At 43.1% G+C, this 19,182-nt stretch carries 14 protein-coding genes and 3 tRNA genes; 12 read left to right on the forward strand and 5 right to left on the reverse strand.

Translation table 11 applies throughout. The annotated features are described in order from the left end of the window. Nucleotides 1–6: 6 nt before the first annotated feature. Complete coding sequence (gene glnS / locus K5R16_RS06545; protein ID WP_220736732.1) at nucleotides 7–1,677, forward strand: glutamine--tRNA ligase; 1,671 nt, start codon at nucleotides 7–9, stop codon at nucleotides 1,675–1,677. A gap of 96 nt (nucleotides 1,678–1,773) precedes the next feature. Here glnS and K5R16_RS06550 read toward each other — a convergent pair whose 3' ends face one another. Beyond that, the gene (locus tag K5R16_RS06550) at nucleotides 1,774–2,370 is read right to left on the reverse strand and encodes a Yip1 family protein (RefSeq protein ID WP_220736733.1); all 597 of its coding nucleotides are present in this window, start codon (nucleotides 2,368–2,370) and stop codon (nucleotides 1,774–1,776) included. A gap of 206 nt (nucleotides 2,371–2,576) precedes the next feature. Between K5R16_RS06550 and miaE the strand changes: the two genes are divergently transcribed. Then, entirely contained in the window at nucleotides 2,577–3,356 is a 780-nt protein-coding gene (gene miaE, locus K5R16_RS06555; protein ID WP_220736734.1) for a tRNA isopentenyl-2-thiomethyl-A-37 hydroxylase MiaE, read from the forward strand. 33 nt (nucleotides 3,357–3,389) lie between these two features. Here the strand turns inward: miaE and K5R16_RS06560 are convergent, their stop codons facing one another. Together K5R16_RS06560 and K5R16_RS06565 are read right to left on the reverse strand one after the other, a co-directional pair. Continuing rightward, the gene (locus K5R16_RS06560) at nucleotides 3,390–4,106 is read right to left on the reverse strand and encodes a UDP-2,3-diacylglucosamine diphosphatase (protein WP_220736735.1); all 717 of its coding nucleotides are present in this window, start codon (nucleotides 4,104–4,106) and stop codon (nucleotides 3,390–3,392) included. A 10-nt stretch (nucleotides 4,107–4,116) separates the two neighbouring features. Beyond that, nucleotides 4,117–4,611, reverse strand: a complete 495-nt coding sequence (locus K5R16_RS06565; RefSeq protein WP_220736736.1) for a peptidylprolyl isomerase — start codon at nucleotides 4,609–4,611, stop codon at nucleotides 4,117–4,119. A gap of 312 nt (nucleotides 4,612–4,923) precedes the next feature. Between K5R16_RS06565 and cysS the strand changes: the two genes are divergently transcribed. Continuing rightward, the gene (gene cysS / locus K5R16_RS06570; protein ID WP_220736737.1) at nucleotides 4,924–6,303 is read left to right on the forward strand and encodes a cysteine--tRNA ligase; all 1,380 of its coding nucleotides are present in this window, start codon (nucleotides 4,924–4,926) and stop codon (nucleotides 6,301–6,303) included. A gap of 147 nt (nucleotides 6,304–6,450) precedes the next feature. Here the strand turns inward: cysS and folD are convergent, their stop codons facing one another. Then, nucleotides 6,451–7,311, reverse strand: coding sequence for a bifunctional methylenetetrahydrofolate dehydrogenase/methenyltetrahydrofolate cyclohydrolase FolD (gene folD / locus K5R16_RS06575; protein WP_220736738.1), 861 nt, complete (start codon nucleotides 7,309–7,311; stop codon nucleotides 6,451–6,453). A gap of 635 nt (nucleotides 7,312–7,946) precedes the next feature. Here folD and K5R16_RS06580 point away from each other — a divergent pair. The 9 genes from K5R16_RS06580 to K5R16_RS06620 all read left to right on the forward strand — a co-directional run bounded on the left by K5R16_RS06580 (nucleotide 7,947) and on the right by K5R16_RS06620 (nucleotide 16,971). Continuing rightward, nucleotides 7,947–8,023 (forward strand) — tRNA-Pro (locus K5R16_RS06580). Nucleotides 8,024–8,087: 64 nt separating this feature from the next. Continuing rightward, nucleotides 8,088–8,164 (forward strand) — tRNA-Arg (locus tag K5R16_RS06585). 8 nt (nucleotides 8,165–8,172) lie between these two features. Beyond that, nucleotides 8,173–8,248 (forward strand) — tRNA-His (locus K5R16_RS06590). Between the two features lie 255 nt (nucleotides 8,249–8,503). Then, on the forward strand, nucleotides 8,504–9,808 hold the full coding sequence (tig, locus tag K5R16_RS06595) for a trigger factor (RefSeq protein WP_220736739.1): 1,305 nt from the start codon (nucleotides 8,504–8,506) through the stop codon (nucleotides 9,806–9,808). A gap of 89 nt (nucleotides 9,809–9,897) precedes the next feature. Then, nucleotides 9,898–10,509, forward strand: coding sequence for an ATP-dependent Clp endopeptidase proteolytic subunit ClpP (gene clpP, locus K5R16_RS06600; protein ID WP_220736740.1), 612 nt, complete (start codon nucleotides 9,898–9,900; stop codon nucleotides 10,507–10,509). Nucleotides 10,510–10,593: 84 nt separating this feature from the next. Then, nucleotides 10,594–11,865 carry an ATP-dependent protease ATP-binding subunit ClpX gene (gene clpX / locus K5R16_RS06605; RefSeq protein WP_020913314.1) on the forward strand — a complete coding sequence of 424 codons (1,272 nt, stop codon included), beginning with the start codon at nucleotides 10,594–10,596 and terminating at the stop codon, nucleotides 11,863–11,865. Nucleotides 11,866–12,013: 148 nt separating this feature from the next. Then, nucleotides 12,014–14,371, forward strand: coding sequence for an endopeptidase La (lon, locus tag K5R16_RS06610; protein WP_220736741.1), 2,358 nt, complete (start codon nucleotides 12,014–12,016; stop codon nucleotides 14,369–14,371). A gap of 241 nt (nucleotides 14,372–14,612) precedes the next feature. Then, nucleotides 14,613–14,900 (forward strand): nucleoid-associated protein HU-beta, encoded by a 288-nt coding sequence (hupB, locus tag K5R16_RS06615; protein ID WP_220736800.1) that lies wholly within the window; start codon nucleotides 14,613–14,615, stop codon nucleotides 14,898–14,900. A 211-nt stretch (nucleotides 14,901–15,111) separates the two neighbouring features. Further along, the gene (locus tag K5R16_RS06620; protein ID WP_220736742.1) at nucleotides 15,112–16,971 is read left to right on the forward strand and encodes a SurA N-terminal domain-containing protein; all 1,860 of its coding nucleotides are present in this window, start codon (nucleotides 15,112–15,114) and stop codon (nucleotides 16,969–16,971) included. An 806-nt stretch (nucleotides 16,972–17,777) separates the two neighbouring features. Here K5R16_RS06620 and fabV read toward each other — a convergent pair. Next, on the reverse strand, nucleotides 17,778–18,980 hold the full coding sequence (fabV, locus tag K5R16_RS06625; RefSeq protein ID WP_220736743.1) for an enoyl-ACP reductase FabV: 1,203 nt from the start codon (nucleotides 18,978–18,980) through the stop codon (nucleotides 17,778–17,780). Between the last annotated feature and the right edge of the window lie 202 nt (nucleotides 18,981–19,182).

Genomic DNA, 19,182 nt, shown 5'->3' on the forward strand with positions numbered 1-19,182 from the left:
AATTCCATGAGTCATGTGGACACTGAAGTACGTCCTAGTAACTTCATACGTAGTATCATAGATGAAGATCTTGCCAGCGGTAAGCACAGTGCTGTGCATACCCGTTTTCCGCCAGAACCAAACGGTTTTCTTCATATCGGCCACGCCAAGTCAATCTGCCTAAACTTTGGCATCGCACAAGACTACCAAGGTCAATGTAACTTACGTTTTGACGATACCAATCCTGAAAAAGAGGACATTGATTATGTCCACTCTATTCAGAATGATGTGCAGTGGCTCGGTTTCCAGTGGAGTGGCGATATTCGTTACTCTTCAAACTACTTTGATCAGTTGCATCAATATGCCGTTGAATTGATCACTAAGGGCTTAGCTTATGTTTGTTTTTTAAATGCAGAGCAAACTCGAGAGTACCGCGGCACGTTAAAAGAGCCGGGTAAAAATAGTCCTTACCGCGATACAACACCAGAAGAGAACTTAGCGCTATTTGAAAAAATGCGTAATGGTGAGTTCAAAGAGGGTGAATGTGCGTTAAGAGCAAAGATTGATATGGCGTCGCCATTCATGTGTATGCGCGATCCGATTATTTATCGGGTACGCTTTGCACATCATCATCAAACGGGTGATAAGTGGTGCATATACCCTATGTACGACTTTACTCACTGTATCTCTGATGCGATTGAGGACATTAGCCACTCGCTTTGTACTCTAGAGTTTCAAGATAACCGCAGGTTGTATGATTGGGTGTTGGATCATTTAGATGATTTTCAGTCTCCAAGTCGCACACGTCAGTATGAGTTCTCAAGATTAAACCTTGAGTACACGCTAATGTCTAAGCGTAAGCTGAACGACCTTGTGGTACGAAACATCGTCTCTGGTTGGGATGATGCTCGTATGCCAACGATTGCAGGCTTTAGACGTCGAGGTTATACCGCTGCTTCAATTCGTGAATTTTGTAAGCGTATAGGCGTGACTAAGCAAGAGAACATGATTGAAGTTGCCATGCTAGATGCTTGTATCCGTGAAGAGCTAAATGAACATGCTCCACGCGCGATGGCTGTTATTAACCCAGTTAAGGTCGTGATTGAAAACTATCCTGAAAACCAAGTTGAAATAGTTCAAGCACCTATACACCCAAGTAATGAAGAGATGGGTAAGCGCCCACTGTCATTCGGGCGCGAACTTTACATCGACGCAGATGATTTCCGCGAAGAAGCAAATAAGAAGTTCAAACGCTTAGTGCAAGGCAAAGAAGTTCGCTTACGTAATGCTTATGTAATTAAAGCTGAACGCTGTGATAAAGATGCTGATGGCAACGTGACAACAATTTACTGTACCTATGATGATGAAACATTGGGCAAAAACCCAAGTGACGGTCGTAAGGTTAAAGGCGTGATCCATTGGGTTGAAGCAACGACTGCTAAACCTGCTGAATTCCGTTTGTATGAGCGTTTATTTAATGATGCTAACCCAGCTGCTGCAGAATCTGTAGATGAGGTGCTCAATCCGCAATCGTTAACGGTTAAGCATGGATTTGTTGAAGCTGGACTTGTTAATGCTGAAGCGGAAAAAGCTTATCAGTTTGAGCGTGAAGGTTACTTCTGTGCAGACAATAAAGATTCTACTAAAGACGCTTTAGTGTTTAACCTAACAGTACCACTACGTGATACCTTCGCGTAATCGTTTTATACTGCTAGGTATTCGTTTGAGTTAATAAACTCAATGATCAAAAAAGCCGACGAATGTCGGCTTTTTTGTCAGCGGAAAATATCGACTCTATTGGTACATAGGACCGAACCCAACGCTCCATAAAATCACACTCGATGCCATCAACCCGACGAGTAGTACTAGACCTGCAGTCACAACTGAACTTGCATAGATGAAGCCTTTCTCTTCTGGAATATTCATGATGATGGGGACGCCGGTATAGAGCAGATAAACCGAATAAGCTAAACCAGCTAAGCCTACTACCATGATGAACCACAATGTTGGATATAGTGTTGCTAAGCCCACCATAAATAATGGGGTTGCAGTATATGCTGCTAACTCTAATGCTTGGGTGTAACTCGGAGTTGCATCGAAGGTTTTGGCCATCCAAAAAGCAAGGTAAGCCAGTGCGAAAACACCGGCGATGAGGCCGAAATACATACCCGTAGACATGATTAGTGCGCTTTCAGCCGTTAAGAATTGGCGTTCGCCAACACCGAGATCCCAACCAATTTGTGACGTGGCAAAAAATGTGCATATAGCAGGAATAAGCGCAACGATTAAGATATGGCTCAGGCTACTTCTAAGCGCTTCGTGGTTTTTTTCAATTGTTTGCCACTCTTCTTTTGGATGAGTGTATAGCCCCATTAAGTGATTCAATATCATTATAGTTATCCTTGTTTAGCATTTAACTTTTAGATTAAATTGGCTCGCCAAACTGCAGACGAACTTTTTACAGCTCTAAGGCTATTTATTGAACAAAACTAACCAAGAGTCAAGCCAATCATCTTAAGCATAGATGTTAAGCTAGGATTGTGCTGGAAATTACTGATAAAATAGTTGGCCTAACGAACAGCGCAAAGAGCCTTAGCATGCAGCAGTTACTTGCCCCTATTTACTCATTTTTGAAATGTGAAACCCCCGATAGTTGGATTGAAGAAGCAAAAAAGCCTGAACAGCTAAAAGGTTTGCTGATTGACCACTGTAACTGTGAGTTAAAAGCGGCGCAGACTGCGATGTTTTTGGTGCGTAAATATGCCATTGATAAACCAAGTGGGAAGATTTTATTGGCTTGGGCAAAGCCCTATGAAGATTTCGTCTATATTAAAGAGCGAGATGTGGCTGCGTTTTTGTCGAAAGACAGCAAGAAAAATGAGTTAGCAGGCGAGCTTGTTGCTCGTAAGGACTTTGCTCATAGTGATGATCTTATTCAGAAGATGGTGCGCCTGATCAAAGAGGAGTTCCACCATTTTGAGCAAGTGTTAGAGATTATGCATAGTCGTGGCATAGAGTATAGAAATGCCCGAGCAGGTCGTTATGCAAAGGGCATGATGAAACAGGTAAGAACCCATGAGCCGGCCACGCTAATCGATAAACTCATTGTTGGCGCATTTATTGAAGCTCGCTCTTGTGAACGCTTTGCCAAGCTTGCTCCTCACTTAGATGACGAGTTGAAGAAGTTCTATATCTCTCTATTGCGCTCTGAAGCTCGCCATTACCAAGACTATTTAAAACTTGCACAGGCTATTTCAACCACTGACATTGCTGACCGAGTTGCCCACTTTGCCGCAGTAGAAGCTGAGCTTATCTCATCAGCAGATGAGGATTTTAAGTTTCACAGTGGTGCGCCATCGATCATTAAAGCTGTTTAAAAGCGGCGAAAAAGCAGAGAGGCAAGTAGAGGATTACTTGCCGAAAGGCAGTTCTATTAGCTCAACACTGTCTTGGTCAATACATAGCATGCTGCCTTGTTCATACCAATCACCGACAACGATCCGACGTTTTCCATTAGTGAGCTGATGGATAGCGGGGCGGTGCGTATGACCATGGATCATCTGCTGCGTATTCGTGCTATCAAGCAGCTCAAGCACCGCATCGGGTTCAACATCCATAATGCTATAGCTTTTATGTTGATTACTACTTTGGCTGTTACTTCTTAATTTTGCTGCAATCCCAAGTCTTTTGGATTTTGGTAGGTGTGCATATAACCACTTTGCCCATGCAAAATTGCGAAACTTTCTAAAGCGCTGGTAGGGTTTATCTAGGGTACAGAGGCTGTCACCGTGCAGAATAACGGTTTCAATGCCATACAAATTGATTGTATAAACCTCGGGTAACAAGGTCATGCCGCTGCGCTGTGCAAATGCACCGCCGATAAGAAAGTCTCTGTTGCCGTGAATAAAGAAAATGGGTAGCTTTTTTGAGGCTAATTTAATGGCGTCGGCTAACTGATTTGCAAATGGCTCTGCAATATCATCTCCCACCCAAACTTCAAACAGATCGCCTAGGATATAGAGTGCTGAGGTATCGGTAAGCTGAGTCTCTAAGAAAGTAAGAAAAGCTTGGGTAATATCGGGACGATCAGCACTTAAGTGCAGATCGCCCACAAAAAGTGTGCGCATCGAGTCAGTTTTACTCTTCGATAGTCACTTTTTCGATGATAACAGCGTCAAGAGGGACATCTTGATGCATGCCACGGTTGCCTGTGCTTACCGCTTTAATTTTATTAACAACGTCCATGCCTTCAGCAACTTCACCGAATACACAGTAACCCCAACCTTGTGCTGATTCAGACTTGAAGTCTAGGAAAGTGTTATCGTTGATGTTGATAAAAAACTGAGCCGTTGCTGAATGCGGATCTGAAGTACGTGCCATAGCAATAGTACCTACTTTATTCGAAAGGCCATTGTTTGCTTCGTTCTCAATGGTCTCGCCACTACGCTTCTGCTCCATATCTTCAGTAAAACCACCACCTTGAACCATAAAGCCGTCAATAACACGGTGAAAAACGGTTCCATCGTAAAAACCTTCTTTGACGTATTTTTCAAAGTTAGCTGCAGTTTTTGGTGCTTTTTCAGCGTCAAGAGAAAGCTTGATTTCGCCGTGATTGGTATGAAGTGTGATCATAATTTTTACTCTCGCAAATTAACACATGGTAAATAATGGCTGGATTCTAACGTAATTGCGCTGCAGCATAAAGTGTTGCGTGATTTGTCGCTGTAAAAAGCACCGTTGGCAAGCCGTTTATTACACTGCTAAAAGGTACTGATTAACCCTAATTATGCGGTGAAGTCCTACTTGAGAACGCTTTATAGACAATATTAACCAGTTCTGCATGATTTTGCGTACTTGGTATAGGAAAACTGCTTGGAACCGCGAGTTTTGCAATGGTAGACTGAACGACCTATTTCTGAATATAGCCGTTGAAGAGAATAATCAATGTTGAAGCTTTACAATACGCTTACCCGCCAAAAAGAACAGTTTGTACCGATACAGCCCGGAAAAATAGGCATGTATGTGTGTGGGGTGACCATTTATGATTTATGTCATATCGGTCATGGTCGTACTTTTGTTTCATTTGACATGATTGTAAGGTACTTGAGATATAGCGGTTATGACGTTAATTTTCAGCGTAATATCACCGATGTTGATGACAAAATTATCAAGCGTGCTAACGAGAACAATGAAAGTTGTGACTCATTAACAGAGCGTCTAATTGGTGAGATGCACCGAGATTTTGATTCTCTTAATATGGCGCGTCCAGATTTTGAACCTCGTGCTACGCTGCATATGCCAGAAATCATCGATATGGTTGAGAAGCTTATTGCCCGTGATCACGCGTATGTGGCATCCAACGGTGATGTTTTATTTAGCGTATCTTCTTTCCCTGAATATGGTCGCTTATCAGGGCAAAACCTAGAGCAGTTACAAGCTGGCGCTCGAGTCGAAGTTGAAGATGCTAAGCGCGATCCGATGGACTTTGTTCTTTGGAAAATGTCTAAGCCAGGAGAGCCTACTTGGGATTCTCCATGGGGAGCAGGCCGTCCAGGTTGGCATATTGAATGTTCAGCAATGAATAGCAAGCACCTGGGTAACCATTTTGATATTCACGGTGGAGGCTCTGATCTGCAGTTCCCGCATCATGAGAATGAAATTGCTCAGTCTTGCTGTGCACACGATACCCAGTATGTGAACTATTGGATGCATACCGGTATGGTGATGGTCGATAAAGAGAAGATGTCAAAATCGTTGAACAACTTCTTCACCATCCGTGACGTATTAAATCATTATGATGCAGCGACAGTGCGTTATTTCTTGTTGTCGGGTCACTATCGTAGTCAGCTTAATTACTCTGAAGATAATCTAAAACAGGCAAAATCTGGATTAGAGCGTATTTACACCGCGCTTAAAGATCTAGACCTTACGGTAGATGCCGCAACAGCAGAAGAGTTTGTCGCGCAATTTAAACGTGCGATGGATGATGACTTTAATACACCTGAAGCCTATTCAGTACTGTTTGAAATGGTACGTGAAATAAACCGTCTTAAATTGACTGATATGGCGCAAGCTTCTGCTTTGGGTGTTGCGTTAAAGCAACTGGCTGATGTGCTAGGGATCCTTGGCCAAGATGTGGATACTTTCTTTAAAGGCGAAGGTAGTGATGATGAAGTGGCTGAGATTGAAGCGCTGATTGTTGAACGTAACCGAGCACGTACAGAGAAAGATTGGCCTGCAGCAGATGTGGCGCGAGATGGACTTAATGCGTTAGGGGTTATTCTTGAAGATGGGCCAGAAGGCACAACTTGGCGTAAGAAGTAAATCTATTGCGATTAAGCATTGAAAACAAAAAAGCCTGCTGATGCAGGCTTTTTTATGTCTGGAACATTTATGCCACACCCCATGGATGGAAAGGTGTGGTCATTTTTGAGATATCAGGTCTGGAACATTTATACACCTAGCAAGGCATCAGTCGTGGTCGTGATATTGCTCACAGGCGTAAAGTGTATTCTCTAACAAGCTAGCAATCGTCATTGGACCAACACCACCTGGTACTGGCGTGATGAAGCTTGCATTTTCTGCCGCTTTCTCAAATTGAATATCACCAACGAGCTTACCGTTTTCTAGACGGTTAATGCCCACATCTATAACAATCGCGCCAGGCTTAATCCACTCACCAGGAATAAATCCAGGCTTGCCGACAGCAACTACAACTAAATCTGCTTGTCTTACCTTTTGCTCAAGATTACGAGTGAAGCGATGACAGGTTGTTGTCGTGCAACCAGCGAGAAGTAGCTCTAATGACATAGGACGACCGACGATATTTGATGCACCAACCACCACCGCATCTAAACCATAGGTATCGACACCTGTCGACTGAATAAGAGTCATAATGCCCATTGGTGTGCATGAACGCAGTACTGGAATACGTTGAGCGAGTCGACCGACGTTATATGGGTGGAAGCCGTCGACATCTTTATCAGGGCGGATGCGCTCGATAACCTTTGACTCTTCAATATGCTCTGGCAGTGGAAGCTGAACCAAAATACCATCAATACTCTGATCTTCATTGCATTCATCAATGAGAGATAGCAGGGCGTCTTCTGAGGTTGAACTGTCTAAGTCGTAAGAGCGTGAAATAAAGCCTAACTCTTCACATGCTCTGCGTTTGCTGCCTACGTACACTTGTGAAGCAGGATCCGCTCCAACGAGAATTACAGCTAAACCTGGTACTCTTTGACCAGCCTCTTTACGGGCGGTGACTTTGTCTTTGAGCTTAGTTCGAATGGCTTGAGCGATAGCTTTACCATCGATGTTTTGAGCGGTCATGGGGCAAGGTGTCCTTTATACGGCACGATAATGGAAAACGGCGACATTTTAACAGGACATGTCCGAGGTGTCATTGATTTAGGTTGCTAACAATCAGTTCTTAAATACGGATAATGACTTAGTTGTAAGTTGTAGAAAGTATGCATTTTTAGGCAGCTAATAAAATTGCACCGCTGATTAAAATGGGGTCCAAGCGATAGTTGGTAAAACTAATGGTTATTGTTGGTTTTAATTGATTAATTGAGACCACAGTGAGCTGATATTTAGACGAGTCGACCTATTTCGCAAGGATGACTTGATTGGTCTAATCTCGTTAGATGACGATGGTTTTATCGTTACGCCACAAATTAAAAGCATAATTGAAATAAATTTAAGGATTAGAAGTCGCCTCTGCTTGATAAACCGCTATATTAACTTGTGGAGCGAATTGATGTTATGTTGAACACATTGTTTAGGAAGACATCAACGAATGGTTCTATAGCGTGTAAAATAGGCAGGCAAATGATTTTTTTAAAAAAGTCGTTGACGACTTTTAGGCTAGGGGCTACTATGCGCTCCGTTCTCAACGAGTCAGCTCGTTGGAAACAGAAACTGAAAATATTTCCCAAATATGTATTTTCACTAAGTTTCAATTTCGGTGATTAGCGCAGCCCGGTAGCGCATCTGGTTTGGGACCAGAGGGTCAGAGGTTCGAATCCTCTATCACCGACCACATTTTTAAGCTAACGTGGAACGTTAGTTGCCCAGTTCAGGAAATGAAATTATTTCATTGCCGAGCGCCCGTAGCTCAGTTGGATAGAGCACCCGCCTTCTAAGCGGGTGGCCGCAGGTTCGAATCCTGCCGGGCGTACCATTTTTGTGGTGATTGTAGCTCAGTTGGTAGAGCCCCGGATTGTGATTCCGGTTGTCGTGGGTTCGAGCCCCATCAGTCACCCCACTCATTCTGTAAAGAAGTTCAAAAAGCGACCCTAGGTCGCTTTTTTTACGTCTGTAAATCATGCTTTGAGGCTCGACTCCAGCGCATTCGATAGCTATAATGTCGCGTCTTGAACATTATCAACTAAGAGTGACCAGTGCCGAACGTCAGCGTTTATGGGCATTTTGGTTAAATTTACGAGTCAAGAAACGAATACCTTAATAGTTGAAATTTCGACTATTACAAAGGACGATAGACATATTTCGAGGTAAAAAAATGCAAGTTTCTGTAGAAACCACACAAGGCCTAGAGCGTCGCCTAACTATTTCGGTACCTGCTGAGCAGATCGAAAATACAGTTAAAGAAGCATTAAAAAGTGAAGCTAAGCGTGCTCGTATCCCAGGTTTCCGTCCAGGAAAAGTACCTGTAAGCGTTATTAATAAGCGTTATGGTAAAGCTATTCGTCAAGATATCACTGGTGAAGTGATGCAGCGCAACTTTGTTGAAGCTATCATTGCTGAAAAGTTGAACCCAGCGGGTGCACCAACTTTAACTCCTGGTGCTGCTGAAGGCGAGAGCTTTGAGTTTGTAGCTACTTTTGAAATCTACCCAGAAGTAGAGCTTAAAGGTCTAGAGTCAATTGCTGTTGAGCAACCTAAAGCTGAAGTAACTGAAGCTGATGTTGACGCAATGATTGAAACGCTACGTAACCAACACGCTTCTTTTGAAGTTGTTGAGCGCGCTGCCGCTGAAGGCGACAAAGCTAAAATCAACTTCGTTGGTTCAGTTGACGGTGAAGAGTTTGAAGGCGGAAAAGCTGATGACTTCGAACTACAACTAGGCAGCGGCCGTATGATCCCAGGTTTCGAATCTGGTGTTGAAGGCCATAAAGCCGGTGAAGAGTTCGAAATCGAAGTGACTTTCCCTGAAGATTACCACGCAGAGAACTTGAAGGGTAAAGCAGCTAAGTTTGTTATTACTTTGACTGAAGTTCAAGGCGCTGACCTTCCTGAAGTTAATGACGAGTTCGCAACACTGTTTGGTGTTAACGAAGGCGGAATCGACGCGTTACGTGCTGAAATCAGCAAGAACATGGGTCGTGAACTTGAGCAAGCGCTTAAGGCGAATGTTAAAGAGCAAGTTCTTAACGGCTTAGTTGAGCAAAATGCTTTGGAACTACCAAAAGCATTGATCGAAGGCGAAGTAGAAGTATTGCGTAAGCAAGCTATGCAACGTTTTGGTGATCAAGCTGCAAGCATGCCTGAACTGCCAGCTGACTTGTTCACTGAACAAGCTGAGCGTCGCGTTAAAGTTGGTTTGCTACTTGGTGAAGTTATCAAGACTAGCGAACTTAAAGCTGAAGACGAACGTGTTCAAGGTTTAATCGCTTCAATGGCGTCTGCATACGAAGATCCAAGTGAAGTTGTTGCTTACTACAATGGTAACGAAGAGCTTATGCAAAACATGCGTAACGTTGCACTTGAAGAGCAAGCAGTAGAAGAGTTACTTAAAACTGCAACTTTGACTGAAAAAGAAGTCAATTTTGAAGAATTTATGAACAAGGCTACCGGTCGCGCATAACGATCGCTTGACTTAAATGGCTATTAGCCATTTATAATGGCTCGTATGAGGTTCCTCATGCGAGCCATTTTTATTTAGGGAAGTTAATCATGCACAAAGCACCAGAATCAGTACTTAATGCACTTGTGCCTATGGTTGTTGAACAAACAGCTAAAGGTGAACGCTCATACGATATCTATTCTCGTCTTTTAAAAGAGCGAGTGATCTTTTTAGTTGGTCAAGTTGAAGAGCATATGGCGAACCTTATCGTGGCTCAGTTACTGTTTTTGGAGTCTGAAAGCCCAGATAAGGATATCTACCTATACATCAACTCGCCAGGTGGTTCAGTTACAGCGGGTATGGCTATTTACGACACTATGCAGTTTATCAAGCCAAACGTAAGTACAGTTTGTATCGGCCAAGCGGCAAGCATGGGCGCATTCTTACTAGCAGGTGGAGCTGAAGGAAAACGTCATTGTTTACCTAATTCACGTGTTATGATCCATCAACCATTAGGTGGGTTCCAAGGTCAAGCATCAGATATTGCCATTCATGCGCAAGAGATCTTAGGCATAAAGAACAAATTAAACACTATGTTGGCAGAACATACTGGTCAGCCACTTGAAGTTATTGAGCGTGATACTGACCGCGATAACTTTATGAGTGCTGACGAAGCAGCTGAATACGGGCTAGTTGATTCAGTTTTAGCAAAACGAGGCTGATTTTTACTTTCTGCTGAGCTATGCTGAGTAAAGTAGTGAAATAAAGAATTCTGCAGCCGATAGGCTGCAAACAGAGGTAAGGTAATGAGCGAGAACAAAGGTGACGGCGGCAAACTGCTGTACTGCTCTTTTTGTGGAAAGAGCCAGCATGAAGTAAGAAAACTTATTGCTGGACCTTCTGTATATGTTTGCGATGAATGTGTAGAACTCTGTAACGACATTATTAGAGAAGAGATCAAAGAGATCTCTCCTAAGCAAGATCAAGACAAGTTGCCAACACCGCATGAATTACGAGCGCACTTGGACGATTATGTTATTGGCCAAGACAAAGCTAAAAAGGTGTTATCTGTAGCGGTATATAACCATTACAAACGTCTTAAAAATGCCAGTCCTAAAGATGGGGTTGAGCTGGGTAAGAGTAATATCTTGCTGATTGGTCCAACAGGTAGTGGTAAAACATTACTTGCAGAGACGCTTGCTCGTTTCTTGAATGTACCGTTTACAATGGCCGATGCAACTACGCTAACTGAAGCGGGTTATGTGGGTGAAGATGTCGAGAACATCATTCAAAAATTATTGCAAAAGTGCGACTACGATGTAGAGAAAGCCCAGCGCGGAATCGTCTATATCGATGAAATTGATAAAATCAGTCGTAAGTCTGACAATCCATCAATTACTCGTGATGTTTCTGGTGAAGGCGTTCAACAAGCTTTGCTTAAACTTATCGAAGGTACTGTTGCTGCGGTTCCACCTCAAGGCGGCCGTAAGCATCCACAGCAGGAGTTTTTACAGGTAGATACCTCTAAAATCCTGTTCGTCTGTGGTGGTGCCTTTGCAGGCCTAGAGAAAGTGATTGAACAACGTTCTCATGTGGGTACTGGTATTGGTTTTGGCGCTGAAGTTAAAGGCGAAGCTGACAAAGCGACAATTTCAGACACGTTATTGCAAGTAGAGCCTGAAGATCTGGTGAAGTTTGGTCTAATTCCAGAGTTTATTGGTCGTCTTCCTGTTCTAGCTACGTTAGCTGAACTTGATGATGCTGCACTTATTCAAATTCTTTCTGAGCCTAAAAATGCGATAACAAAGCAGTTTGCTGCTTTGTTTGAAATGGAAGATGTTGAGCTAGAGTTTAGAGAAGATGCACTTAAAGCGATTGCTCTTAAAGCACAGACCCGTAAAACCGGTGCTCGTGGTTTACGCTCTATCGTTGAAGGCATTTTACTCGATATCATGTATGACTTACCGTCAACAGATGATGTGGTTAAAGTGGTTGTCGATGAGTCGGTCGTGAAAGGCGAATCAACACCTATACTTATCTACGCGACAAATGAAGCTCAAACGGCAACGGCTGAATAAGTCATTGCTTAAATAGCATCAGCGTATCGAAAAGGAGCCTTTATGGCTCCTTTTTTGTGCAGTTTATTATTTAATTGTTATTCGCCATTGAAACCTATCGAATCATCCCAATATACTCTTAAGTATTCATATAAAACGGAATCGAGCTATGACTCAAGAGCGTGATACGCGAATCGAACTACCCGTACTGCCACTGAGAGATGTGGTGGTTTATCCTCATATGGTAATTCCGTTATTCGTAGGACGAGAAAAGTCCATTCGTTGCTTAGAAAAAGCAATGGATCAAGGCAAGCAAATTATTTTGGTCGCTCAGCGTGATGCTGAACTCGATGACCCAAGCAGCGACGATATTTTCGACGTTGGTACAGTAGCTTCAATCCTGCAACTTTTAAAACTCCCTGACGGCACCGTAAAAGTGCTGGTCGAAGGGGGTCAACGTGCGCGCATTGATAACTACTCTGAACAGGATGATATCTTCCAAGCTACGGCTCATTATCTAGAGTCAGAGCCTCTTACAGAAAAAGAGGAAGAGGTGCTTGTTCGCTCAGCAGTGGGTCAGTTTGAAGGTTATATCAAGTTAAACAAGAAGATCCCACCTGAAGTGCTGACATCTTTGTCTGGCATTGATGAGGCTGCACGCCTAGCCGATACTATGGCAGCGCATATGCCACTCAAGCTAGAAGATAAACAATCTGTGCTTGAGATGGTTGATGTGGGAGAGCGCATCGAGTATTTGATGGCGATGATGGAATCTGAAATCGACTTATTACAAGTTGAGAAGCGTATTCGTGGTCGCGTTAAAAAACAGATGGAAAAAAGTCAGCGCGAGTACTATTTGAATGAGCAAATGAAAGCTATTCAAAAAGAACTGGGTGATATTGACGAGTCTCACGACGAGTTTGAAAGCTTGGCGAAAAAGATAGAAGAAGCCAAGATGCCTGAGGAAGCTCAGGAAAAAGCGAAAGCTGAACTCAACAAGTTAAAGATGATGTCACCAATGTCAGCTGAGGCGACAGTGGTAAGAAGTTATGTCGAGTGGATGGTATCCGTCCCGTGGCATAAGCGCTCAAAAATTAAACGTGATTTAGCCAAGGCGCAAGATGTACTTGATACGGACCATTTTGGTCTTGAGAAAGTTAAAGAACGCATTTTAGAATACCTAGCAGTTCAAAGCCGAGTTAAGCAGCTAAAAGGACCAATTCTTTGTTTAGTTGGACCTCCAGGTGTTGGTAAAACATCTTTAGGGCAATCTATCGCCAAAGCAACAGGGCGTAAGTACGTGCGAGTTGCTCTTGGTGGTGTTAGAGATGAAGCTGAAATTCGTGGTCATCGCCGTACTTATATCGGTTCAATGCCAGGTAAAGTGATTCAAAAAATGTCAAAAGTGGGTGTGAAAAATCCACTGTTCTTGCTTGATGAAATCGACAAGATGAGTAGCGACATGCGTGGCGATCCAGCATCGGCATTACTTGAAGTCCTTGATCCAGAGCAAAATGCGACATTTAGTGACCATTACATGGAGGTCGATTATGACCTGTCTGATGTAATGTTTGTTGCTACATCGAATTCAATGAACATACCTGGGCCTCTTTTAGACCGTATGGAAGTGATTCGTTTGTCGGGTTATACCGAAGATGAAAAACTGAATATTGCCAAGCAGCACTTGTTGCCAAAGCAGATTGAACGTAACGGACTAAAAACGAAAGAAGTGACAGTTGACGATAGCGCCATCATTGGCATTATTCGCTACTACACACGTGAAGCGGGTGTGCGTGCGCTTGAACGTGAACTTTCAAAAATCTGTCGTAAAGTTGTTAAACAGATCTTGCTTGATAAGAGTATTAAGCATGTTGAGGTGAATCAAGACAACCTCAAGTCATTCTTGGGTGTGCAGCGTTGTGACTATGGTAAAGCAGAGTCAAACAACCAGATTGGCCAAGTAACAGGTCTGGCATGGACTGAGGTTGGTGGCGATTTGCTAACGATTGAAGCAACGTCTGTACCGGGTAAAGGTAAGCTGTCCTATACCGGTTCTCTTGGTGATGTAATGCAAGAGTCGATTCAAGCGGCAATGACGGTTGTTCGCGCTCGTGCTGAGCAGATGGGTATTAACCCAGATTTTTATGAAAAGCGCGACATTCATGTGCATGTTCCTGAAGGAGCGACGCCAAAAGATGGGCCTTCTGCAGGTGCTGCTATGTGCACGGCGCTAGTGTCTAGTTTAACGGGTAACCCTGTTCGAGCCGATGTAGCCATGACCGGTGAAATCACACTTCGTGGTGAAGTGCTACCTATCGGCGGTTTAAAGGAAAAATTGCTTGCTGCCCATCGTGGTGGAACCAAAGTCGTTCTAATTCCAAAGGAAAATGAACGAGATTTGGAAGAGATCCCAGCAAATGTAATCGCTGACTTGAAAATTTATCCAGTGAAATGGGTTGAAGAAGTCCTGAAACACGCGTTAGAACGCCCGGTTGAAGGCTTCGAAGTAGTGGAAAACGTGGGCTAACGCAATAAATTGCAGTATTGCACAAAAAAAGTGTAAAAAGGGGCTTACCAAAGCCCCTAGCTGTGGTAGCCTAAGTCAGTGGAGAGTCAGTCGCTCCAGCCCTTGGAGTGACTGGTTTTGAGCAGTATCCTAAAATATTTATTTGGTTTTCCTATAAGGCTTGAACTTTGGTTCCAAGCTTGTTATAAAAAGCCTCCGCAGACCGCTCTAGACATGGATTTGGGTGCGGTACAAAAATTACATTCAAGGGGATGACATGAACAAATCTGAACTAATCGAGAAAATCGCTTCTGGTGCTGACATTTCTAAAGCCGCTGCTGGCCGTGCATTAGATTCTTTCATCGGCGCTGTTACTGACGGCCTAAAAGAAGGCGATAAGATTGCTCTTGTTGGTTTCGGTACTTTCGAAGTGCGTCAACGTGCAGAGCGCACTGGTCGTAACCCTCAAACGGGTAAAGAGATCAAGATCGCTGCAGCAAACATTCCAGCATTCAAAGCTGGTAAAGCGCTCAAAGACGCTGTTAACTAAGAAATTCGTTAACTGCAGCTTTTGTAAGGTTATTGTATAAAGCACTATTTGATAGTGCTTTTACGAATAAAAAGACAATGGCTAAGTATTTACTTAGTGATAGTCAAAAGAGTAAAGAGACGTAGGTCTCTTTACTATTAAATTACAAAAAGGCGCATCCAACGAGTGATGCGCCTTTTTATTTTATTAATCGCAACCAGCGAGAAGTCTGATGTTAGAAAAGATTCGTGAAGGGTCGCAAGGCGTAATTGCAAAGAGCATTTTAGTCTTAGTGATACTTTCATTTGCATTTACGGGCGTGAGTAGTTATTTAGGTTCTTCAACTGAGGTTGCAGCTGCTACCGTAAATGGTGAAGAGATCAGCAACTCAGCGTTAGAACAAGCATATGAGAATGAACGTGGTCGTCTTGAGCAACAGCTCGGTGACATGTTCTCGACTTTATCGGCCGACGACAACTATATGCAAAGCGTTAAGCAAAGTGTATTAGAGCGTCTTGTGGCTGAAAAGTTACTTGATCAAAATGCTGCTGAGCTTGGACTTCGTGTATCTGATGAACAGATCCGCACTGCGATTATGCAGGAACCTGCATTCCAAACTGACGGTAGATTTGATAACGATCGTTATCAAGCTATTTTGCGTCAATTGGGTTACCAAGCCAATTCATTCAGAGACATGATGCGTGTTGATATGACCCGTCGTCAGTTAGTCGCAACTTTAGTCGGCTCAGAATTTGTGTTACCAGGTGAAGCTGAATATTTGGCTAATATCCAAGGGCAAACTCGCGACATTAATTATTTGGTTATCGACTCTACCCCGTTCCTTGCTGCGGCGAGTGTGACTGACGAGCAGATCCAGACTTATTACAACTCTAATCTTGGTCAATTTGTAAGACCTGAGATAGTAAGTCTCAACTATATTGAACTTGATGCTAAGCAGTTAGCAGCAGATGTCACAGTGACTGAAGCTGATGCTCAAGCGTACTACGACGAAAACAAAGTTCAATATTTACAGCCTGAAAAGCGTTTAGCTGCACATATTCTTATTGGTCTAGACGATGATAATGCCGAAGAGAAAGCTGAAGCTATTTACCAAAAGCTACAAAATGGTGAAGATTTCGCAGCACTTGCTAAAGCTGAGTCGCAAGACACATTTAGCGGCGAGCTGGGCGGACAGCTAGATTGGTTCGAAGCTGGCGTCATGGAGCCTGAGTTTGATGCTGCGCTATTTGCATTAGATAAAGGTAGCTACTCAAATGTGGTTAAGACTAACTTTGGTTACCACATTATCAAGGCGCTAGATATTCAAGCTGGTGCAGAAGCTCCTTTTGCTGACGTGAAAGAGAAAATCATTGCTCAACTGCAAGAGCAACAATCTGTAGATAAGTTCTACGAGTTACAGCAAGTGCTTGCAGATACAAGCTATGAAGTTCCAGATACTTTGTCTGAAGCGGCGAGAGAGCTGGGTGTTGAAGTTAAAACAACGCCAGAATTCACTCGTAATAGCGCGCCAGCTCTGTTTTCAAAGCCAGCTATCCTAAAAGAAGCGTTCTCTTCAAATGTGTTACTTGATGGCATGAACAGTGACGTGCTAGAAGTTGAAGCTAATCATGTTGTTGTTATCCGCGTTAACTCGCATAAAGCAGCTGGCACTATGGAGCTTGCTGAAGTTCGAGACGGTATTGCTGGACGCTTAAAGCAAGAGCAAGCAAATGAAAATGCACGTCAACAAGCACAAGATGCAATGGCTGCATTTAAAGCTGACGGCGTAACTGCAGGCTACTTGGTTAAAGACAAGTTAGCACGTTTTGAGCAAGACATTGATGGCGCTGTTGTTAGCAAGGCATTTGCAATGACGCAGCCTACAGATACAGCTACCGTTGATACTGTAGCACTTGCTACTGGTTACGCAGTTGTTGTACTCAATAAGGTAAACGCAGCTGAAGGCGTCGATGCAAACCTTATTGATGCATTAAAGCAGCGTTTGAACTCGCAATACACTGAAAACGATTACCGTGCAGTGATTGCAGGCTTAAAAGCTAAGGGTGAAGTACTTTACCCCGTTGTTGAATAAGCAATAAGCGACTTCATCAATAATTAAAGCCGGCAATAGCCGGCTTTTTTGTGCCTGAAATTTGACCCGTGTAAGGCTTTTATTGATTTGACAGCAATTAGCGAGGAGATGTGTGTCTGTGGTGTTCTACCAACTCCATTAAAGAGTTGCTCATTTTGCGGCAGTTAAAATCACTTTAGACAAGTAATCGCTAATAGTTATTCTCGGCTCTGGCATCCTGCTCCGCTCTCGATAATTGCTACTGCATTATTCTATCTTCGACCATGCTGGGTCTCGTACCTCCTAAATCTGACTGCCAAGGAGGGCCGCAATGTCTTATTTTGTATGGAACAAAATAAACCATTTAGTCGTATATGGAATGCCACATGCGCTGTATTAAGTGATTTCCTCATGCCTTTAATATCAGCCGCACGTTGTGAGCGTCTCAGGACTTGTCTCAAAAGGGAGTAACCCTTTCTTCCACAACGCGCCTTTAATTGAAAACTCTGAGAAAGCTCTGAACTGAGTATATCCTTAATGGAATTGGTATTAATCAGTACTAATTCTTAGATTTAACTGAGCGGATATAAAGCAACTTTTAATGAACAGGTTATACAGCGGCTAGTTTTTGGGAGGGCGATCAATGACGGCTTGTTCCTGTGCCTTTATAGGTAGTTGTCAGCTTAGTTGTATGAAGGTGAACCCCAACATTTACTTTGATCTGACAGCAGTATGTAGGGAAGGATCAAAATAGTGTTGTTGATTTTAAGCAAAAAAAAACGCCGCATTTAGCGACGTTTCGACAGTTCTATAGGATTTATCTAAATTTAGATAGAAACCACATCAAACTCAACATTAGGGTCAACATCTTGCTCGTAATCGATGCCTTCAATACCGAAGCCGAACAGCTTCAAGAACTCTTCTTTATATTCACGGTAATCTGTTAGTTCAGCAAGGTTTTCTGAAGTCACTTGAGGCCACATATCACGGCAATGCTGCTGGATCTCTTCGCGAAGCTCCCAATCATCTAAACGTAGACGATTGCTGTCATCTACTTCTGCAGCACTACCATCGGCTTTATAGAGACGCTCACTGAACATACGGTTAATTTGTTCAATACAACCTTCGTGAAGGCCTTCAGCTCGCATCTTCTTAAATACCATAGCAATATACAGTGGCATGACTGGAATTGCTGAACTTGCTTGGGTAACAACACTTTTCAGTACTGCTACATTTGCGCTGCCGCCAGTTGCTGACAGTTTATCATCTAATGCGTGTGCTGCACGGTCTAGGTCCATTTTTGCTTTACCTAGTGCGCCGTGCCAATAGATTGGCCATGTAAGTTCGGTACCAATATAGCTATAAGCAACGGTTTTACAACCATCAGCCAATACGCCCGCTTCTGCGAGTGCTTGCATCCATAATTCCCAATCTTCGCCGCCCATGACTGTAACGGTATCATTAATCTCTTGTTCTGTAGCAGGCTCAACGCTTGCTTCAATAATGATATCTTTATTGGTGTCTACAGCTGTCGCTTTATAAGGCTCACCGATTGGCTTTAAAGATGAGCGAATAAGCTCACCGCTATCAGGAAGTTTTCGTACAGGAGAAGCTAGCGAGTAAACAACCATATCGACTTGGTCTAAGTCTTCTTTAATTAGTTCAATGGCCTTTTGTTTAGCTTCATGGCTAAAGGCATCACAGTTAATACTCTTTGAGTATAGGCCTTCAGCTTTAGCGAACTTGTCGAATGCAGCAGAGTTATACCAACCAGCTGTTCCTGGTTTTTTCTCTGAACTTGGTTTTTCAAAAAATACACCTAAGGTGGCCGCGTCACTACCGAATGCTGCAGTGATCCGCGAAGAAAGACCGTAACCACTTGAAGAACCAATAACTAATACCTTTTTTGGGCCATTAGCAATTTTGCCTTTAGCTTTGGTAATGTTGATCTGTTCAAGTACATTGGCTTCACAACCAACAGGGTGAGTTGTTGTACAAATAAAGCCACGGATTCTAGGTTTGATAATCATATTTTCTATTTCTCTGAAAAAATTGTATCTAGGATAAATAAACCCACACCAAATGACACTTAATTTTCGCTAATTTGTGTGATTTTATCAGTGGTTGGAGCAGTTATACTAATCTGATCAAATATCTGATTGTTCTGTGGAGGCTAAGCCTTGTAAGCATCAGCGGACGGCATCTACGTGCATGTAGTCGTATCTAGCGTTT

It is taken from the genome of Shewanella sp. c952 (assembly GCF_019654975.1).
Classification (GTDB): Bacteria; Pseudomonadota; Gammaproteobacteria; order Enterobacterales; family Shewanellaceae; genus Shewanella.